The 16,400-nt window shown below is 36.1% G+C and carries 15 protein-coding genes and 2 pseudogenes; 12 read left to right on the forward strand and 5 right to left on the reverse strand.

Going from position 1 to position 16,400, the window contains the following annotated elements:
- The 5 genes and pseudogenes from ACFIMG_RS09295 to ACFIMG_RS09315 form a co-directional block, all read left to right on the forward strand.
- Positions 1 to 268 (forward strand): annotated as a pseudogene (locus ACFIMG_RS09295) (hypothetical protein); the annotation flags it as partial.
- Positions 265 to 673: pseudogene (locus ACFIMG_RS09300) on the forward strand (hypothetical protein). The pseudogenes ACFIMG_RS09295 and ACFIMG_RS09300, both read left to right, overlap by 4 nt.
- 169 nt (positions 674 to 842) lie before the next feature.
- Positions 843 to 1,244, forward strand: coding sequence for a hypothetical protein (locus ACFIMG_RS09305; RefSeq protein ID WP_026500687.1), 402 nt, complete (start codon positions 843 to 845; stop codon positions 1,242 to 1,244).
- 176 nt (positions 1,245 to 1,420) lie between these two features.
- On the forward strand, positions 1,421 to 1,825 hold the full coding sequence (locus tag ACFIMG_RS09310; RefSeq protein ID WP_026500686.1) for a hypothetical protein: 405 nt from the start codon (positions 1,421 to 1,423) through the stop codon (positions 1,823 to 1,825).
- Between the two features lie 177 nt (positions 1,826 to 2,002).
- Complete coding sequence (locus tag ACFIMG_RS09315; protein ID WP_375693604.1) at positions 2,003 to 2,368, forward strand: hypothetical protein; 366 nt, start codon at positions 2,003 to 2,005, stop codon at positions 2,366 to 2,368.
- A 47-nt stretch (positions 2,369 to 2,415) separates the two neighbouring features.
- Here the strand turns inward: ACFIMG_RS09315 and ACFIMG_RS09320 are convergent, their stop codons facing one another.
- From ACFIMG_RS09320 to ACFIMG_RS09340, 5 genes are all read right to left on the reverse strand, one after another.
- Positions 2,416 to 2,616, reverse strand: a complete 201-nt coding sequence (locus tag ACFIMG_RS09320; RefSeq protein ID WP_015856172.1) for an AlpA family transcriptional regulator — start codon at positions 2,614 to 2,616, stop codon at positions 2,416 to 2,418.
- Between the two features lie 207 nt (positions 2,617 to 2,823).
- Positions 2,824 to 3,990 (reverse strand): tyrosine-type recombinase/integrase, encoded by a 1,167-nt coding sequence (locus ACFIMG_RS09325; protein WP_375679115.1) that lies wholly within the window; start codon positions 3,988 to 3,990, stop codon positions 2,824 to 2,826.
- Between the two features lie 462 nt (positions 3,991 to 4,452).
- A complete protein-coding gene (gene pgsA, locus ACFIMG_RS09330) occupies positions 4,453 to 5,034 on the reverse strand; it encodes a CDP-diacylglycerol--glycerol-3-phosphate 3-phosphatidyltransferase (protein WP_375679116.1) in 582 nt (193 codons plus the stop codon).
- A gap of 72 nt (positions 5,035 to 5,106) precedes the next feature.
- Positions 5,107 to 7,086, reverse strand: a complete 1,980-nt coding sequence (gene uvrC / locus ACFIMG_RS09335) for an excinuclease ABC subunit UvrC (protein WP_375679117.1) — start codon at positions 7,084 to 7,086, stop codon at positions 5,107 to 5,109.
- A gap of 392 nt (positions 7,087 to 7,478) precedes the next feature.
- Complete coding sequence (locus ACFIMG_RS09340) at positions 7,479 to 8,342, reverse strand: 23S rRNA (adenine(2030)-N(6))-methyltransferase RlmJ (protein WP_375679118.1); 864 nt, start codon at positions 8,340 to 8,342, stop codon at positions 7,479 to 7,481.
- A 1,640-nt stretch (positions 8,343 to 9,982) separates the two neighbouring features.
- On the opposite strand from ACFIMG_RS09340, the gene tatA reads away from it, so the two are divergent.
- The 7 genes from tatA (at position 9,983) to yajC (ending at position 16,131) form a co-directional block, all read left to right on the forward strand.
- Entirely contained in the window at positions 9,983 to 10,285 is a 303-nt protein-coding gene (gene tatA / locus ACFIMG_RS09345; protein ID WP_375612915.1) for a twin-arginine translocase TatA/TatE family subunit, read from the forward strand.
- Between the two features lie 55 nt (positions 10,286 to 10,340).
- The gene (locus ACFIMG_RS09350; RefSeq protein WP_375679119.1) at positions 10,341 to 10,745 is read left to right on the forward strand and encodes a twin-arginine translocase subunit TatB; all 405 of its coding nucleotides are present in this window, start codon (positions 10,341 to 10,343) and stop codon (positions 10,743 to 10,745) included.
- A complete protein-coding gene (tatC, locus tag ACFIMG_RS09355; protein WP_375679120.1) occupies positions 10,742 to 11,524 on the forward strand; it encodes a twin-arginine translocase subunit TatC in 783 nt (260 codons plus the stop codon). Before ACFIMG_RS09350 ends, tatC begins: the two co-directional genes overlap by 4 nt.
- Before the next feature lie 61 nt (positions 11,525 to 11,585).
- Positions 11,586 to 12,863, forward strand: a complete 1,278-nt coding sequence (gene serS / locus ACFIMG_RS09360; protein ID WP_375679121.1) for a serine--tRNA ligase — start codon at positions 11,586 to 11,588, stop codon at positions 12,861 to 12,863.
- A gap of 133 nt (positions 12,864 to 12,996) precedes the next feature.
- Positions 12,997 to 13,656: a protein-L-isoaspartate(D-aspartate) O-methyltransferase gene (locus tag ACFIMG_RS09365; protein WP_375679122.1), complete on the forward strand. Its 660-nt coding sequence runs from the start codon at positions 12,997 to 12,999 to the stop codon at positions 13,654 to 13,656.
- 155 nt (positions 13,657 to 13,811) lie between these two features.
- A complete protein-coding gene (locus ACFIMG_RS09370; protein WP_375679123.1) occupies positions 13,812 to 14,993 on the forward strand; it encodes a peptidoglycan DD-metalloendopeptidase family protein in 1,182 nt (393 codons plus the stop codon).
- A gap of 685 nt (positions 14,994 to 15,678) precedes the next feature.
- Entirely contained in the window at positions 15,679 to 16,131 is a 453-nt protein-coding gene (gene yajC / locus ACFIMG_RS09375; RefSeq protein WP_375679124.1) for a preprotein translocase subunit YajC, read from the forward strand.
- The last annotated feature ends 269 nt before the right edge of the window (positions 16,132 to 16,400 follow it).

The following is a 16,400-nucleotide window of genomic DNA, read 5'->3' on the forward strand; positions in this document are numbered from 1 at the left end:
GGCAGATACGTTATATATCTTAAAGGATGGCAAGCAAACCACTGTCGGCTTGGAAAACCATGCAGATGATTTTGTTGGTGTTGTGTTTGGCAAGAATCCCGCTACTTTTGACAAGAGACCCCTTGGTAGTAACGTAGTGAAAGAGGCAAAGAAAGTACTATTTGGTTATCCCAGCCCTCATGTTTGTTATAGTCATGCAAGTAAGGCATGTCAAAGCGATTATGGGGATCCTAATCGTATATACATCCCTTCAAGGAGGAACAAATGAAATACATATTAAAACTATTAAGCGGGCTCGTTCTGTTAAGCGTGATTGGATGCAATATCGATAAACCTGCTCCAGGGTATATGTATATGTGGGAGAAGCCAGGAGCAGATTTTACTGAGATAGGAAAAGCTTTATTAGAATGTGGAATGCCAACGCCTTATGATGAGGATTCAGAAACTCAAAAGCTCACTCCTAATGCAATGGTTTCCATTGATGCTTGCATGGTCCAATCAGGTTTCCGCTATAAAAATAGAGTTGAGGGGGGGGGGCTGGTGTTATACTTTTAAAGAAGACAACCTTCCAAATTGTCGTCCAGGTGCTGTCATACCACAGCGCAGTGTCAAGAAGCGCTTGAACAGCCCATTTTGTAAAAGGTATAAAAACGCGGATGAATGTCAGCCTTAAGTGATGATCAACAATCCCCCTCCTTACCTTCACTTGGAATGGCGGGATTGTTTCCTCAACTAACCATTTCAATATTGTTCACTGTTGTTTTCAGCAGCGGTGACAGGAAATATCAACAGGTTTATGAGCTCTGTTTTATCGTAAATAAATCCATTGAAAGAGGGGAAAAATGAAGAAAGTCTTGCAATTATTGAGCGGCATAGCTCTGTTAAGTATAGCTGGATGTGAGTATAAAGCTGAGGTTCCCTTATCAGCTTGGGAATTATGGGATAAGCCTGGTGCAAATACAATTGATATAGGGAAAGCGCTGTTAGAATGTGGCATGCCAACACCTTATAATCGTGATGAATACAACAGAAAGTTAGACGGAAATGCGAACGCATTAATTGAAGCTTGCATGGTTCAAGCAGGTTTTAGATATAAATCCGGATATTTGAGTTCGTGTGAGTTTTTTGATGCTCGTTTTCCAATTTGTCATTCAGGTGCTGTTATTCCTCAAAGAAGTGTTAAGAAACGCCTGAACAGCCCCCATTGTAAAAGAAATAGAAACAAGCCTGAATGTCTACCGTAGTTTTTTGATGATGGTATGATTAAGAGTAATCTTTAGTTTTTTTATCTTTTGCATAAGTGTGTGGGCCAATTGTATCGGCACTCAACATGTTTCAAATTGATATGGACAGAGGAATATAAAACATCGACAAGCTTATAAGCAATCTTATCATAAAAAATCATTGAAGGAGAGAAAAAATGAAAGCAACTTTAAAGTTATTGAGTGGATTGGCTTTGCTTATTATAGCTGGATGTTTTCCAGGTCCTTACCAGGCTGTGGATGTATTAGAGAAGCTAGGAGAAGATAAGATTGAGATTAAAAAAGCACTATTAGAATGTGGAATGCTGAATCCTCATGATGATTATATGATGGATTATAGAGAGTTAAGTATAAATGCGAATACATCTATTTATGCATGTCTAACCCAAGCAGGTTTTCATAGTAAATTAGGAGGGAAGTGGAGAGATCGGTGTAGAAATTATAATGCCGAAGATCTTCCGATTTGTGTGCCAGGTGCTGTCATTCCAAAACGAAGTGTCAAGAAGCGTTTAAATAGCGCTTATTGCCAAAAATATAAAAATAAACCAGAATGCCAACCTTAAGCACTGCTAGTGATGATCAATAATCTGCCATCCTTGCCTTCACTTGGAATGGCGGGATTGTTTTCTCAATCCATCATCTCAATATTGGTCACCGTTGCTTTAAGCAGCGATGACAGAAAATATCAACAGGCTTATGAGCTGTTTTATTGTAAATAAATCCATTGAAAGAGGGGAATAATGAAGAAAATCTTAAAACTGTTGAGTTGTATAGCTCTGTTAAGTATCACTGGATGTGTTAACTCAATTCCCTCACTTTCTCCAGCATTATGGAGAAATAAAATACTTTTAGAATGTGGAGTACCGGACCTTAATAAGGTTGTGGCGCTAGATTTGAATCAATTTGCCAGTATTGAAATGTGTATGGCGCAATCAGGTTTTCGCCCTAGCTTTACAATACAAGATTGGTGTGAAAATCATAAATCGGATAATCTTCCCATATGTCGTCCTGGTGCTGTCATGCCTCAGCGAAGTGTTGAGAGACGCTTAAATAGCCCTTATTGTAAAAAGCATTCAGAACAACTTGAATGCAAACCTTANAGTTGATGAGCTTGAGAAAGCCTTGTCCGTCCTTACGTGACAAGGTTTTCTTTTTATGCCGCGTCGTTATAACGTTGCTGTTTTGCTTGCTCGATGACATTCAAAAGATCTGATTGTAACCAACGCGATAAAAAACCAAATTTTAAAGGTTTTGGTAAAGAGCCATTGGTTACATGACGGCGGAAAGTTGAGACACTCATATGAAGCAATTTTGCACTTTCACGGTCTGTCAAAAGAATATCATTTTCTGTCATATTAAAATCCTTTCACTATAAAAATGGTAACAAATCATAACCATTTATTAACCACATTTTGGTTCCTTTTTGAAGGTATTTTATTTATAGAAAACAATATTTTATCATATAATTTCTGATGTGATAATTTATGACTCTTATTGAGAAAGAATGAGAGAAAAGAGAGCTAAAGTTATCCACAGATAATGGGGTTATGCACCCCATATCTTAAGATTGACCCGTGACATAAGCCGCCCATTTATCCATATAAACACGGCGCTGTTCTAGATAGTCAGTGCGACGATAGGAGCGCTCTACTTGTCCTCCTACTGTATGACTTAGAATGGTTTCAGCGACCTCATAGGGGGCATCGGTTGTTTCGGCAAGCCAATCGCGTAAACTAGAGCGAAAACCATGCGGGCAGGCTTCAAGCTTATTGTCTCTCATATATTGAGCCATACACTTCTCAGCGAGGGGACCGCGACCTTTAGCAGAAAAAAAGAAATCATTACGAGAAAGCAATCGTGCTTGTTTTAAAATGTCTAATGCTTCAGTTGATAAAGGCACGCGAAATTCTTTTGTTGTATCACGCTTGCCTTTCATATTTTCAGCAGGTATGGTCCATATATCCCCATCAATTTGATCTTTATGAATATGACGTAAAGGATTGGTACGAACACCTGTCAGAATAAGCAAACGCAAAGCCAGTTGTGTTATGGTTGATGCTTCACAGAGTGTTTTATAAAAAGCCGGAACCTCTCTCCAATCCATGGCTGGTCTATTAGTGACCTTATGGCGTTGTTTTCCTAAGAGAGCTTTTGCTTTTTCTACAGCTTGTAAATCAACATCTACACCTAATGCAGCCGCATGTTTGAGACAAAGATTAAGACGTATCAATGCTGTTCGAGCAATTACAGCCTTTGTATGCCAAATGGAAGAAAGGGTATTGCGTATCTCTGTTTGCGTAATCTCTGAAACGGGTAAACAGCCTAATTTAGGGAGAATATGAAGGCGTAAAGGTGTAAACCATTTACCATTTTTACCATCACCTTTTAATTCAGCTTTACGAGTTTCAAAAGTATCTAGTGCAATATCTTTTAAGTAATGGAGATTGCTTATTGCCTCACGCTTTTGTTTTTCACGTTCTTTAATAGGGTCACGCCCTTCACGTAAAACAGCTCGCCACCCAGTTGCCAATTCACGGGCTTGTTTTAAAGAGACATCTCTTAAAGCACCCAAGCCCATTTCACGGCGCCGACCATGAATGGTATAACGATAAAGCCATTGAGCACCACCATCTTTACGCTTATGGAGAAGCAAGCCGGCACCATCATTATATTTGCCAGCTCCCAATGTTGCGACAGCCCTTGCATTAAGACGATTCATAAGAACCATTTTTACTCCTTTCTGCTATAGTTTTTACCCACACATCAACCCCGCTTGTGGTGTGCAAGCAAGTGATTTTGATTGATTCAAGATACACAGATTTAAGATGAGAGAATCTTACGTTATTCAGGGTTCTCATTCAATATGAATAACGCTATATTATCATTGTAAATCAATGCCTTGAACACTATATTTCGGTTTTTTGCTTATGAGATTATAGATTTTTTTGAAAGCATATGGAGCATTAATCGTTTTTTTAGCTTTTAATATTACAGCTGCTTTTACGAAAATATAAAGGCTATTTACTCTTTTCTGAAGAGTTTTTATCTACACGCTACCCTTACTTGTAATGTGCAAAAAAGCATTTTATTGATCTATCATTAATAGATTTAAAATAAATCAATCTTATGCTATTCTCATCTCTTATTTAAGGACAAAAAGATAAATCATCATTATAAAATTCCATACTATTCATAGGATAACGTGTTTTAAACCTGCACGAAAATAATCCCACCCTGTCCACAATGTAAGGAGGGCAGAAATCCACAGCATAGTAATGCCAAACTCTACTGTGTAAGGGAAAATTTTATTACCGGCTGGTCCTGCTAAAAGAAAGATAATAGCGATCATTTGTACAAAAGTTTTCCATTTTGCAAGACGAGAGACAGGAACACTAACTTTTAACTCAGCCAAATATTCACGTAATCCTGATACAAGAATTTCTCTGCAAAGAATGATAATAGCTGCCCATAGTGTCCACCCAGCGATGGTACTGTCTGCGGCAAGCAAGAGCAAACAAGCAGAGACGAGAAGTTTATCGGCAATTGGATCTAACATGCGACCAATATTGGATGTTTGTTCCCAAATACGAGCAAGGTAACCGTCAAGAAAATCGGTAATAGATGCAATAATAAAAATAGAAACGGCAATCCAACGTGCGATATCACTTGATTGTAGGCGCCCTTCTAAAAAAAAGCATGCAACAACCATTGGGACTGCAACAATTCGTGCATAAGTTAAAATATTTGGAAAAGAAAAAGTATGATTTTTCATGGAGCCATTTTTAATTCTTGTGAAAGAGAATATATTTCCTAAACGTAACAAGGCGAAGGTTATGAAACAAGCCTATTTTTCATGAAAATGGTTATGAATTTTTTGTGCAATTGTCATAGAAATTCCCGTAACTTTTTTTAAATCTTCAAATGAGGCACTAGCAACAGCTTTGGCACTTCCAAAATGATGAAGCAATGCACGCTTTCTTGTCGGACCAATATTTTCGATTTCATCAAGTGGGTTTTTGAATGTTGCTTTTTTTCGTTTTATCCTATGAGTTCCAATCGCAAAACGGTGTGCTTCATCACGCAGACGTTGCAAAAAGTAGAGGATAGGATCACGTGGAGGAAGTGTAAAGGGAGGAATATCTTTTATAAAAAATCTTTCACGTCCTGCATGACGGTCAACACCTTTGGCGATTCCAACAACTGTGAAGAGATCATTTAATTGTAATTCAGCAAGTATTGCATGTACGCTGTTGATTTGTCCTTCACCACCATCGATTAAGATAAGGTCAGGCCAAATGGGAAAAAGATCATCATCTTTTATGTTATGACTTCTATTTGGCAGATCATGCTCTTTGATAAGGCGTGAAAATCTTCGTTTAATCACTTCTTTCATCATGCCGAAATCATCGCCAGGCGTGATATCTGTTGAGCGAATGTTGAATTTTCGATATTGATTTTTAATAAATCCCATTTGACCAGCAACAATCATAGCCCCTACAGCATTTGTTCCCATGATATGAGAATTGTCATAGACTTCTATCCGGCGTGGAGGAAAAGGCAGTTGGAATGTTTCAGCAAGACCTTGAAGCAATTTTGTGTTGGTGGCTGTTTCAGCAAGCTTATGTTCAAGTGCTTCATGCGCATTGAGATAGGCATGATTAACAAGAGTTTTTCGTTCACCTTGTTTAGGTAAAGAGAGGGATACTTTGTGGTTTGCTTTGAGACTAAACGCTTCTGTAAGAAGTGCCTTTTCTTCAATTTCTTCAGATAAAAGGATGCTTTTGGGAAGTGGTTTATCATCGTAAAATTGGGCAAGAAAACTCGCTAAAATTTCAGTGCGGGAAAAAGAGGGGTCTGCTTTAGGAAAATAGGCACGGTTTCCCCAATTTTGCCCCATGCGAAAAAAGAACACTTGAATACAGGTCATTCCTTCTTTTTGCGCAATTGCAAATACATCCGCTTCTTTTATCGTTTGAGGATTAATACCTTGATGGCTTTGTATGTGAGAAAGGGCGGATAAGCGGTCACGATAGGAAGCTGCTTGTTCAAAATCAAGATTTTCTGCGGCTTTATGCATAGCTTGAACCATATCGTTTTTAATAGATTGATCTTTTCCCGAAAGGAACGCTTTTGCTCCTTTCACCAGTTCTTTATAATCACTGTCACTAATTTCATGAGTACAAGGTGCAGAACATCGCTTAATTTGATAAAGCAAACAGGGGCGTGTACGGTTTTCAAAAACTGAATCAGTACAGGTTCGTAATAAAAAGGCGCGTTGTAAAACATGAACTGTTTGTGTCACTGCACCAGCAGAAGCAAAAGGACCAAAATAGTGAGCTTTTCGTGTTCGAGCACCACGATGTTTGTAAAGTGCAGGCACTCGATGATCATCTGTAATCATAATATAAGGGAAACTTTTATCATCACGCAGGAGTACATTAAAATGTGGATGCAATCTTTTGATGAGATTGGCTTCTAAAAGGAGTGCTTCTGTTTCTGTATGGGTGACGATAAATTCCATATGATATGTTGCACGAATCATGCGGGTAATGCGATTATTGTGTCCTTGTTCACGTGTATAGTTTGAAACACGTTTTTTGAGATTACGGGCTTTGCCAACATAAAGAATATCACCATTTTCACCAATCATCCGGTAAACCCCTGGCTTATGCGGAAGGTGTCTAACAAACTCTTGTATGAACTTGATACCTTGGAACTGATTTTTCTCATTGCTTTGATTGGCATTATGCCATGTAACATTAGAGAGAAAAGAAAGTTTTTCCCGTTCATTTTGCGGACAATTTGTATTATTTTTCAGGACCATTCCGTTTGTTACGAATATGTTGTTTGTTTAATATATGAAATATTCTTTTTTATTAAATAATGATTATTTATGTCTTTATAATTTTTTTCTATAAATAATATCTTATAACATAAGAGTATGATTTTAGAGAGCCGATTTTTCATAAAAAATATGAGTGTTGTTATTCTAAGGCAGCTTTATGAATTTGGCCAATTTATCCATTAAAATGATTGGAATAGGAAATCCATAATGATTAAGAGGATAGGCTTTCTAAAAAAATAATTCACGCTGATCATTATTAGCTTACCATTATAATATGTTAATATTATCCAAAGAATCAAAGAACTTGATCATTTAATGCCTTTGTATTTTACAACATGATATTTGATTTAGGAAAAATATCAGAGAAAGATCTAAAATAATAGATGTTCTTTTTGAAGCCACTTATGCGTTATTTTGGCATTTTCATCTTGTCCCAGACGGTTGATAAGAAAGGGGCTGAGTTTTTTCATTTCTTCTTCCAAAAGGTAGGGAGGGTTAATAATAATCATACCACTTCCATTCATTGTCGGTGGACTTGAACTTTTTCGGATACGCATTTCAAGCTGTAGAATCTTAGGAATTCCGGTTTGATAAAGCGCGTGAAGAAAACTTTCAATTTCTTTGTCATATTTAACAGGATACCATAACGCGTAGATTCCTCCAGAAAAGCGACGATAGGCTTTCGTTAATCCATCAATAAGGCGGGAAAACTCTCCAGCTTTTTCAAAGGGAGGGTCAACAAGGATAAACCCACGTTTTTCTTTTGGTGGTACATGAGCATTTAAGGAAAGCCAACCATCTAAATGCAGAACTTTTGTCTGATAATCTCCTACAAAGTTTTTTGCTAAAATATGATAATCTTCATTGTGCAATTCTATTGCGGTGAGGCGATCTTGTTTCCGTAATAATTGACGAATAAGAACAGGAGATCCAGGATAAAATACAATGTCTTTTTCCCCTTTATTGAGGGCATCAATGATGTCACACCATGGACAAAGGAGTGTTCTTAAATCTTCTGGGATAGGAGTTGAAAAAAGTCGTTGGACACCTTCGCGACACTCTCCTGTTTTATGTGCTTCTAAAGAAGAAAGGTCATAAATACCGATTCCAGCATGCGTATCTATAACGCGAAAAGCTTTTTCTTTGCGTTTGAGATATTCTACAATGCGAGTGACAATAATGTGTTTAAAAACATCAGCAAAATTGCCAGCATGATAAATATGCCGATAATTCATGGAGTAAACTCTATCATATGTATAACTGTACCGGATTATTAGCATAGAATAATAGAATTGATATCCATAAAAATACTCTTGTAGAAATCAAACAATACCCTCACTCCCAAATTATACACTACAGAAAAAATATTAATGTCATCAGAGCATTTATTCACAGAGCTATTTTTATATAATGAGATTAATCGTTAAAATTTTAATTTTTTTATATGAAAGATAGACAAGAAGAGATCAAACATTTCAATAGAGATATTTATGTTGTAAGAGAATTTTTTTATGACCGCGGACTCTTTCAGGAAAACTATAAAAAAAACTCAATTAACGAGAATATTAGTGAAGTTTGTTGAAAAATTGAAGGGTATCTTTCAAATTCATTCATAAATTTGCTTGTTTAAAGATTAAAGAATTTCAAATGCTTGATAAAAACATTGTTACATTTATAAGTTTTTTAGAAAGCGTAAAATTATGGATAGAGCAATAAAGTGCTGGTGTTATAGTGATGGATTTTTGTAAAAGTGTGAATGAATCTCATTGCTTTAAGCAGAGCCAAAGCTTTACATTATACACGCTAAATGGCTAGGTTATTGTGTATGATGCTAAAATAAAACTTTTGAAAATTGATATGTGCTCTGCAAGCTATCTCAATAAAATGAGGAATTTTAAACTAAAGTAAATAGGTTTATCTATCTCTAACACTGTATTATCGAGCGGCTTTATAAGGTAATCTTATAAAAAAGGCTAGGATAAGAAATTCTTTTTACATGGATTATGCTTCGATGCCATGCTTTTGATTGAATGTAATTTTCTATTCATGCCCATTCTGGTTTCAATACTGAGATAGGTTAAACACATGATATTATGAGAACGCGTGCCCAGAATCCGGAGACTTGTAATAGTTAGGGCATGCAGTGGCTTAGAGAGCTGGTTATATGGAGGTACTTTACTGAATAAAGGCGCAAGCTGGTACCTTTTTTATTTTTTAGCAGTATTGCCATACCTCGTGGCACTTGAGTTGGTTCATAAAGTGCATTTTTACTCTTTCCGCTAATAGTTTTTATTTACACGACAGATATTAATTGAATGCGATGATGGCTCATATTTCGTATTGTATATGAAATAATGGATGATAAAATTCTTACCCCAACGCAAAGAATAAATGTTGTGCGTAAGATGATCGTTTTTGAAGAGACTGATGATGTGTTAAGAAAGTTTTTTAGAGATTTTTCTTTCTGAATTTTTTAATTGAATACGTAAAATGTTTTACAGCATGTTATGATCTTTATCAGTAAAGGATAATTTGACGGAAATGTTTGTAATGATACGTAAAACATTGTGTAAAAGGAGAGACATTAGCTATAGTATTTACAGGAAGATGAGTAACCTAGGAGATCAGATGAAGTTATTTTAGAAAAGTTTTTAAGTGTTTTGAATTTTGTATGAGGCGGTTTATCATTGTTGAATGGTTTGTGTTATAGTACGCTAAAAAGGGATGAGAGGATAAAAAGTTCTTTTGCAATAAAAGCGTGTAATTGTTTTTAAGTTAAGAAGAAAATATACAAGTAAGATATTATTTTGATACATTCTTCAGAGGAAGCATGAATAAATGAAATCAAATTTAAAAGCATAAGTTAGAGAGAGTAATGGGTAATATTTTTTCACCAACGCATTTAATTATAATTTTATTGATTATCTTTGTGCTTTTCGGTCGCGGTAAAATTTCTGAATTAATGGGCGATGTTGCTAAAGGAATTAAAGCCTTCAAAAAAAATATGAAAGAAGAAGATGATAGCATTGAGGATAAAGTTGAAATGGCTCCTACTTCCCAAATGATTGATGTAGAATCTCAACAATCTCAGCCGTTATCGGTAAAACATGCAACAGCGCGCAGAAAGGTTTCTTCTGCTTCTAAAAAAAGCAAAACATCTGTTGCTAAAAAACAGTAACAAAAACGCAATCATCATTGTGCAATATTTTTTGATGAGAAAGTCGAATTAAGAGATGTTTGGGATTGACGGACCAGAGTTTATCGTAATCTTACTTGTTCTCATCATTGTCGTTGGACCAAAAGATTTACCTAAAATATTAAAGACAGTAGCAAAGATAAGAGCGTATATGTATTCAACAGCAAATGAACTTCGTCATCAGTTTGATGATGTAATAAAACAAATCGAGCGCGATAATTTGCAAAAAGTATGTTCGGATATTAGCGATTCAAGCAAGAAGTTGACAGAGACTTTTGATCCCATTCAAAATACATTAGAAGATATCCACGATAATTTGGATGTTAAGGCAACACACCATAAATCAAAAAAAGATAAAGAAATTTTGGAATGCGATCAAAACGTAACCAATAAAGATACGACAGTATCTATTGCTTCTAAAGATAAAGAAGATATGTCATGAATGTTAAGAAAGATGAAGTTGATGCCCATATGGCTCCACTTTTAGAACATTTAATTGAACTTCGTCAGCGAATTATTTCTGCCTTGGTTGCATTTATGATCGCTTTTATGATGTGTTTTCTTGTTAAAGATTATATCTTAAATTTTTTACTATGGCCATATCAGTGGGCAATGAAAATAGCAGGGGGTAACCCTGAGGGTATTCGTTTGCAATCAACGCAAGTATGGGAAACTTTTTTAACGAAGATGAAGCTTTCTGCTTTTGGGGGAATTATTTTATCTTTTCCCTATACGGCTTTTCAGTTTTATAGTTTTATTGCACCAGGGCTTTATAAAAATGAGCGGATGGCTTTTTTACCATTTCTCATTGGGGGGCCTATTTTATTTTGTATTGGGGGAGCGTTTGTTTATGGTCTATTAGCGCCAATAATACTATGGTTTAGCCTTTCTCAACAATTTCTTCCAGATGTTCATTTAAAAATAGAGTTTATAGTGCGTATTTCTGATTATTTGGGCTTTATGACATCATTTATCCTAATTTTTGGTTTGATTTTTCAATTACCTCTTGTCATCAGTCTTTTAACAAAAATTGGATTTTTAACGTCTCATGATTTGGTGTCTAAACGAAAATGGGCTATTTTGCTCTCTTTTATTATTGCGGCAATCATAACGCCGTCGGATTTTTTTACGATGTTTGCAGTGGCTTTACCAACGATAGCACTTTACGAGATTTCAATTTTAATTGCTTACAGTATAGAAAAGAGAAGAAAATCCGCTTAAGAAAAGTGTATAATCTTATGCGATAAGGAATGAATAAAAACAATATAAATGAGGAATTTTTATGCTTGATATTAAGTGGATTCGTGACAATCCTGAGAAATTAGATAAAGCACTCGTAAGTAGAGGTCTTGAGCCACAAGCTGAAAGGTTAATACAACTTGATCTTGCACGTCGGTCGCATATTGCTAAGGTGCAATTGGCGCAGGAACGTCGCAATGCTATTTCAAAGGAAATAGGACAGGCTTTAGCGGTATCGGATCAGCAAATGGCTGAACGTCTTAAAGCTGAAGTTGAAGAGATTAAAGCTTTTCTTTCCTCTGCAACAGTGGAAGAAAAACAGCTGACGGAGAGTCTTGAGAAAATTCTTTCAGCACTTCCAAATATTCCATTAGATGATGTTCCAGAAGGTAAAGATGAAAGTGATAATGTCGTCATTCGACATTTTGGTACACCTCCAACATTTAATTTTACACCAAAGGAACATTTTGATCTTGGTCAAGATCTCAAGCAGATGAATTTTGAACGAGCTAGTCGTTTGTCTGGAACACGTTTTACAGTACTTTCAGGGGCATTAGCACGGCTAGAACGAGCATTAGGCCAATTTATGCTTGATGTGCATGTCAATGAGAATGGTTACACAGAAGTCTCAACACCTCTTCTTGTTCGTGATGAGATTGTTTACGGAGCAGCACAATTACCGAAATTTGCTGAAGACCTTTTTCGTACAACAGATGGTCGATGGCTTATTTCCACAGCAGAAGTGCCATTAACCAATTTGGTCAACGATGAAATTCTTGAAATATCAGATTTACCACTGCGATTTTCTTCTTTATCTCCCTGTTTTCGTTCAGAGGCGGGAGCAGCCGGTCGTGATACGCGCGGTATGTTGCGTCAGCATCAATTTTGGAAAGTTGAAATGGTCTCGATTACCAGTGAAGAGCAGTCTTTAATTGAATTGGAACGTATGACGGAATGTGCAGAAGATATATTAAAGCGGCTTGGTTTGCCTTTTCGCACAGTGGTTCTTTCTACGGGTGATATGGGGTTTGCAGCGCGTAAAACCTATGACATCGAGGTTTGGCTTCCTGGTCAAGAATGTTATCGTGAAATTTCTAGCTGTTCAGTTTGTGGAGATTTTCAAGGTCGTCGTATGAATGCGCGCTATCGTAAAGACGGCGATAAAAAATTGCATTTTGTTCATAGCCTTAATGGTTCTGGTACGGCTGTTGGACGTTGTCTTATTGCCGTACTTGAAAATTATCAACAGGCTGATGGATCAATTATTATTCCAGATGTTTTACAACCTTATATGGGAGGCATGCGCTGTATTACTGCTTAATTTTACGAAAGGAGAGACAATATGCGTTTATTGCCAAGAGGTGATGATACACAGACGCAAGTTTTTGCCATTTTAAAAGAAGCAGTTTGTCAGTATGATAAAAATGTACCTCCATTGGAGATTGAATGATACTATGGGGCAAAAGGGTATTTTACAATTTCGTGAGGAGTTAGCCGCTCTTGTACTGAAAATGCGTGGCAAAGGCATTGATGACGTGCGATTTTTTTCGGCATTAGAGAAAATTCCGCGTCAACAGTTTGTTGCTGCTCCTTGGTTCAATAGTGCTTATGATAATAAAGTTATTCCCCTTGAGTGTGGTGAATATATGGAACGTTTGGAAGAACAACTCTTAATTCTTTCGGCATTATCGTTGAAAAAAAGGCATCGTGTCTTAGAAATTGGTACAGGATCTGGTTTTTGTACTGCTCTTATGGCATGTCTGAGTGACCGTGTGACAACGATTGATCGTTATAAAACGCTTGTTGATTTAGCACGCCAAAAATTTCAAACTTTAGGAATTGAAAATATTGTTATACGGCAGATTGATGGAAGTCATAGCGTGACAGGCTTAGGATCATTTGATCGCATTCTTATTTGGCCATCACGGTTTGATGAACCAAAGGAATTTTTAGAACTTTTAGCTGAAAATGGAATTCTCATTCAGGCGATAGGACCTGACGAAGGGGTACAAACAGTGACGCGCTATACAAAAATTGGTAGTCGATTTGAGTGTTTAGAACTGTTCCAAGTGCGTTACCAACCTTTTATTAAAGGCATTGCGGAGATACTTTAATTTTTAAAAGCTAAGAAGTTTCTGCGAATTGTCTACGTTAAATTCATTTTGATCTTATATAAAGATATTTATGAATAAAACATCTCATTTTAACTCTTCGGTAATTTAAAAAAGCTTTAATGGAGTGAGTTGATTATTGATGAGTGAGCAAAACGATGTGTCTAAAAGCTTTGGATAATATTTTCCAGCATAATTTTCAGAGAATAACTTTGTTAGCGGTGGTAACTATTGTTGCTGGTTGTAGTTCTGGTACACAGCGTTTTTCCAATACGTTCTCTCATCGTACGGTATCATCTCAATCAAATATATCAAACACTATGTATACAGACCCGCGAATGCTATCATACGGTAGTGGTATGATACAAAGCACTGAATTGCCACCTGTGGAATCAGGTGATGATTCGTGGGGAGATGATAATTCCCCCTATAATTTTCCACATCAAGATAGGATAACTTCTTCTGATGGTCGCGTTATGGGCTCCCCTCCACGTAATCTTGGAACACTTTCTCGTTCACAAATGGATAAATCTCCTATTTTTCGGCGGAATTCTTATATTGTCCAGAGTGGAGATACACTGCTCAGTATTGCACGACAAGTAGGGGTTAGTGTTGAGGCATTAAAATTAGCAAATGGTATAAACAGCAATTCCATTTATATCGGTCAGGTCCTTGTTGTTCCAAGCAGGCGTACATTAGCAGCTTCAAATGCACACAATAATAACGATTGGGCAGTGTCAACAACAGAATCTGCATCCCAATCTCAAGTGATGTCCTCTATAAAAAACAAGAAGTCCTCTCCTATATATAAAGCTCCTGTAACAACGCCACCCTCTGCAAAGATGAACAAATCAAGTTCTGAGAAAAATTTTTCTAAACAGATGACGCAATTGAAACATGAGACTGGTTTGTCAAGTACTGTTACGAATACAGATAATATGACGACTCCGCAAGCCACAGGAATTTCTAAGATGCGTTGGCCAGTACGAGGGCGTTTATTAAGCCAGTTCGGTCAAAAAAAGGGAACAGTAATGAATCGAGGAATAGATATTGCAGTGCCTGAAGGGTCTTCGGTAAAGGCGGCAGAAAATGGTGTGGTTATTTATGCGGGAGATGGACTAAAAGAGCTTGGTAATGTTGTGATGATTCGACATGAAAATGATATTATCACTATTTATGGATGTAATAGTAAGCTTGTTGTTAACAAAGGACAAAGGATAAGGCGCGGTGATGAGATTGCTAAATCTGGTGTTTCAGGAAATGTTAAAACGCCACGTGTCTATTTTGAGATGCGTAAGAATTCATTACCTGTTGATCCCCTTAAATATTTAGAAAACTAATTTATTGATGACTTTTACATTTGAATAGTCTTACAGTTTATAGAAAATTCATGAAAAACAATTGATTTTCTTAAATCAATAACATTGCAGCAAAAAATCATTGGTTTCAGGAAAGTAGTTCGTTGGGGTCGTTAGATATTACCATCTTTGTATTTATGAAAGTGTAAGACAATAGTATCATACTATTTGTCAGCTTTGAGTGTTCCAATTGCTCTTGCATTTGAGAGAAGCATGAAAAAAATATTTCACGCCTTTCTTAAAAAGTTTTTATCTACAGGCTCATTTCATATGTGTGACGTGCAAGAAAATCGTTTTGATTAATTCAGAAGGTTTGAAATAAGAGCGTTTTATTGTATTTAGATCTGTCGTTCGATATCAAAAACGATAAATTATCTATATAAATTAAAGTTTGTTCATTAGAAAAATTATCTTGTATAATTTATTGAGTTAGTGAAAAGATTTATATTGTAGGATATACAATAGGGGAAAGTGAATCTATTTTTTAAGATTTTTCTCATTGTATTTTGGTATTCTGCCTCTTAAGGATTTATTGTATTTTTGTAAAGCTGTGATTAGATTATGTAGTTATTGCTTTTTATGATAAATTCTTTAGGAATTTTTTCTGTATCGGAATTTCATTTTAATAGAGTGGGAAATACCTGAGGTTTAACTATAGGAGATAAAAATGTTTATTACGAACGCTTATGCTCAAGTTGCAGGCGATGTTTCCGGTGGAATTTCATTTGCTAACGCTGTCCCATTCATTTTAATTTTTGCAATTATGTATTTTTTTATCATTCGTCCACAGCGTGCCCAAATGAAAAAACGCCAAGAAATGCTTAATGCAGTACGTCGTGGTGATACAGTTATAACGGGTGGTGGTATTATCGGCAAGGTTACGAAGGTTCACGACGAGAGTGGTGAATTAGAGGTTGAAATTGGTGAGAGTATGAATATTCGTGTTATTCGCTCAACATTAGCTGATGTGCGTGTTAAAGGTGAGCCGGTTGCAGAAAAAAAATCAAAACTTAATGCTAAAGCAAAAACACCACAAAAGTCTAAATCTAAAACGACAACGAAAGAAGATATGAGTATCTCTGAAGAGAAAAAAGCTATATCAAAGGAAAATGCATCTTAAGGTGTAATGGCAGTTTATTACATTTTTTAAGCATTTTTGTAAAAAGCTTGGCAAGATCAAGACAATTTCATTGGAAAAGGGGCTTTTATAGTGGCTACAGAAAATGGAGTTTTTGTTTTCTTTAGATTATTAAAATAGTTGCTTTATTTATAGAATATTACGCAATTTTTTTCTGTTTTTTAAATAAGATCATTGTTTTTATAAAAAGAAATTTGTGAGTAAATAAGCTGAGGAAACTTTTTAAAAGATAGATTTATTGAAGCAGGTAT

The sequence above is a fragment of the Bartonella sp. AP11XZML genome (assembly GCF_042196445.1).
Taxonomy (GTDB): Bacteria; Pseudomonadota; Alphaproteobacteria; order Rhizobiales; family Rhizobiaceae; genus Bartonella.

What these genes read in the sequence shown, in the direction of transcription:
- ACFIMG_RS09305 (WP_026500687.1), top strand. Translation starts at nt 843, where the DNA reads ATGAAGAAAGTCTTGCAATTATTGAGCGGCATAGCTCTGTTAAGTATA.
- ACFIMG_RS09310 (WP_026500686.1), top strand. Translation starts at nt 1,421, where the DNA reads ATGAAAGCAACTTTAAAGTTATTGAGTGGATTGGCTTTGCTTATTATA.
- ACFIMG_RS09320 (WP_015856172.1), bottom strand. Translation starts at nt 2,616, where the DNA reads ATGACAGAAAATGATATTCTTTTGACAGACCGTGAAAGTGCAAAATTG.
- ACFIMG_RS09325 (WP_375679115.1), bottom strand. Translation starts at nt 3,990, where the DNA reads ATGGTTCTTATGAATCGTCTTAATGCAAGGGCTGTCGCAACATTGGGA.
- pgsA (WP_375679116.1), bottom strand. Translation starts at nt 5,034, where the DNA reads ATGAAAAATCATACTTTTTCTTTTCCAAATATTTTAACTTATGCACGA.
- uvrC (WP_375679117.1), bottom strand. Translation starts at nt 7,086, where the DNA reads ATGGTCCTGAAAAATAATACAAATTGTCCGCAAAATGAACGGGAAAAA.
- ACFIMG_RS09340 (WP_375679118.1), bottom strand. Translation starts at nt 8,342, where the DNA reads ATGAATTATCGGCATATTTATCATGCTGGCAATTTTGCTGATGTTTTT.
- tatA (WP_375612915.1), top strand. Translation starts at nt 9,983, where the DNA reads ATGGGTAATATTTTTTCACCAACGCATTTAATTATAATTTTATTGATT.
- ACFIMG_RS09350 (WP_375679119.1), top strand. Translation starts at nt 10,341, where the DNA reads ATGTTTGGGATTGACGGACCAGAGTTTATCGTAATCTTACTTGTTCTC.
- tatC (WP_375679120.1), top strand. Translation starts at nt 10,742, where the DNA reads ATGAATGTTAAGAAAGATGAAGTTGATGCCCATATGGCTCCACTTTTA.
- serS (WP_375679121.1), top strand. Translation starts at nt 11,586, where the DNA reads ATGCTTGATATTAAGTGGATTCGTGACAATCCTGAGAAATTAGATAAA.
- ACFIMG_RS09365 (WP_375679122.1), top strand. Translation starts at nt 12,997, where the DNA reads ATGGGGCAAAAGGGTATTTTACAATTTCGTGAGGAGTTAGCCGCTCTT.
- ACFIMG_RS09370 (WP_375679123.1), top strand. Translation starts at nt 13,812, where the DNA reads ATGTGTCTAAAAGCTTTGGATAATATTTTCCAGCATAATTTTCAGAGA.
- yajC (WP_375679124.1), top strand. Translation starts at nt 15,679, where the DNA reads ATGTTTATTACGAACGCTTATGCTCAAGTTGCAGGCGATGTTTCCGGT.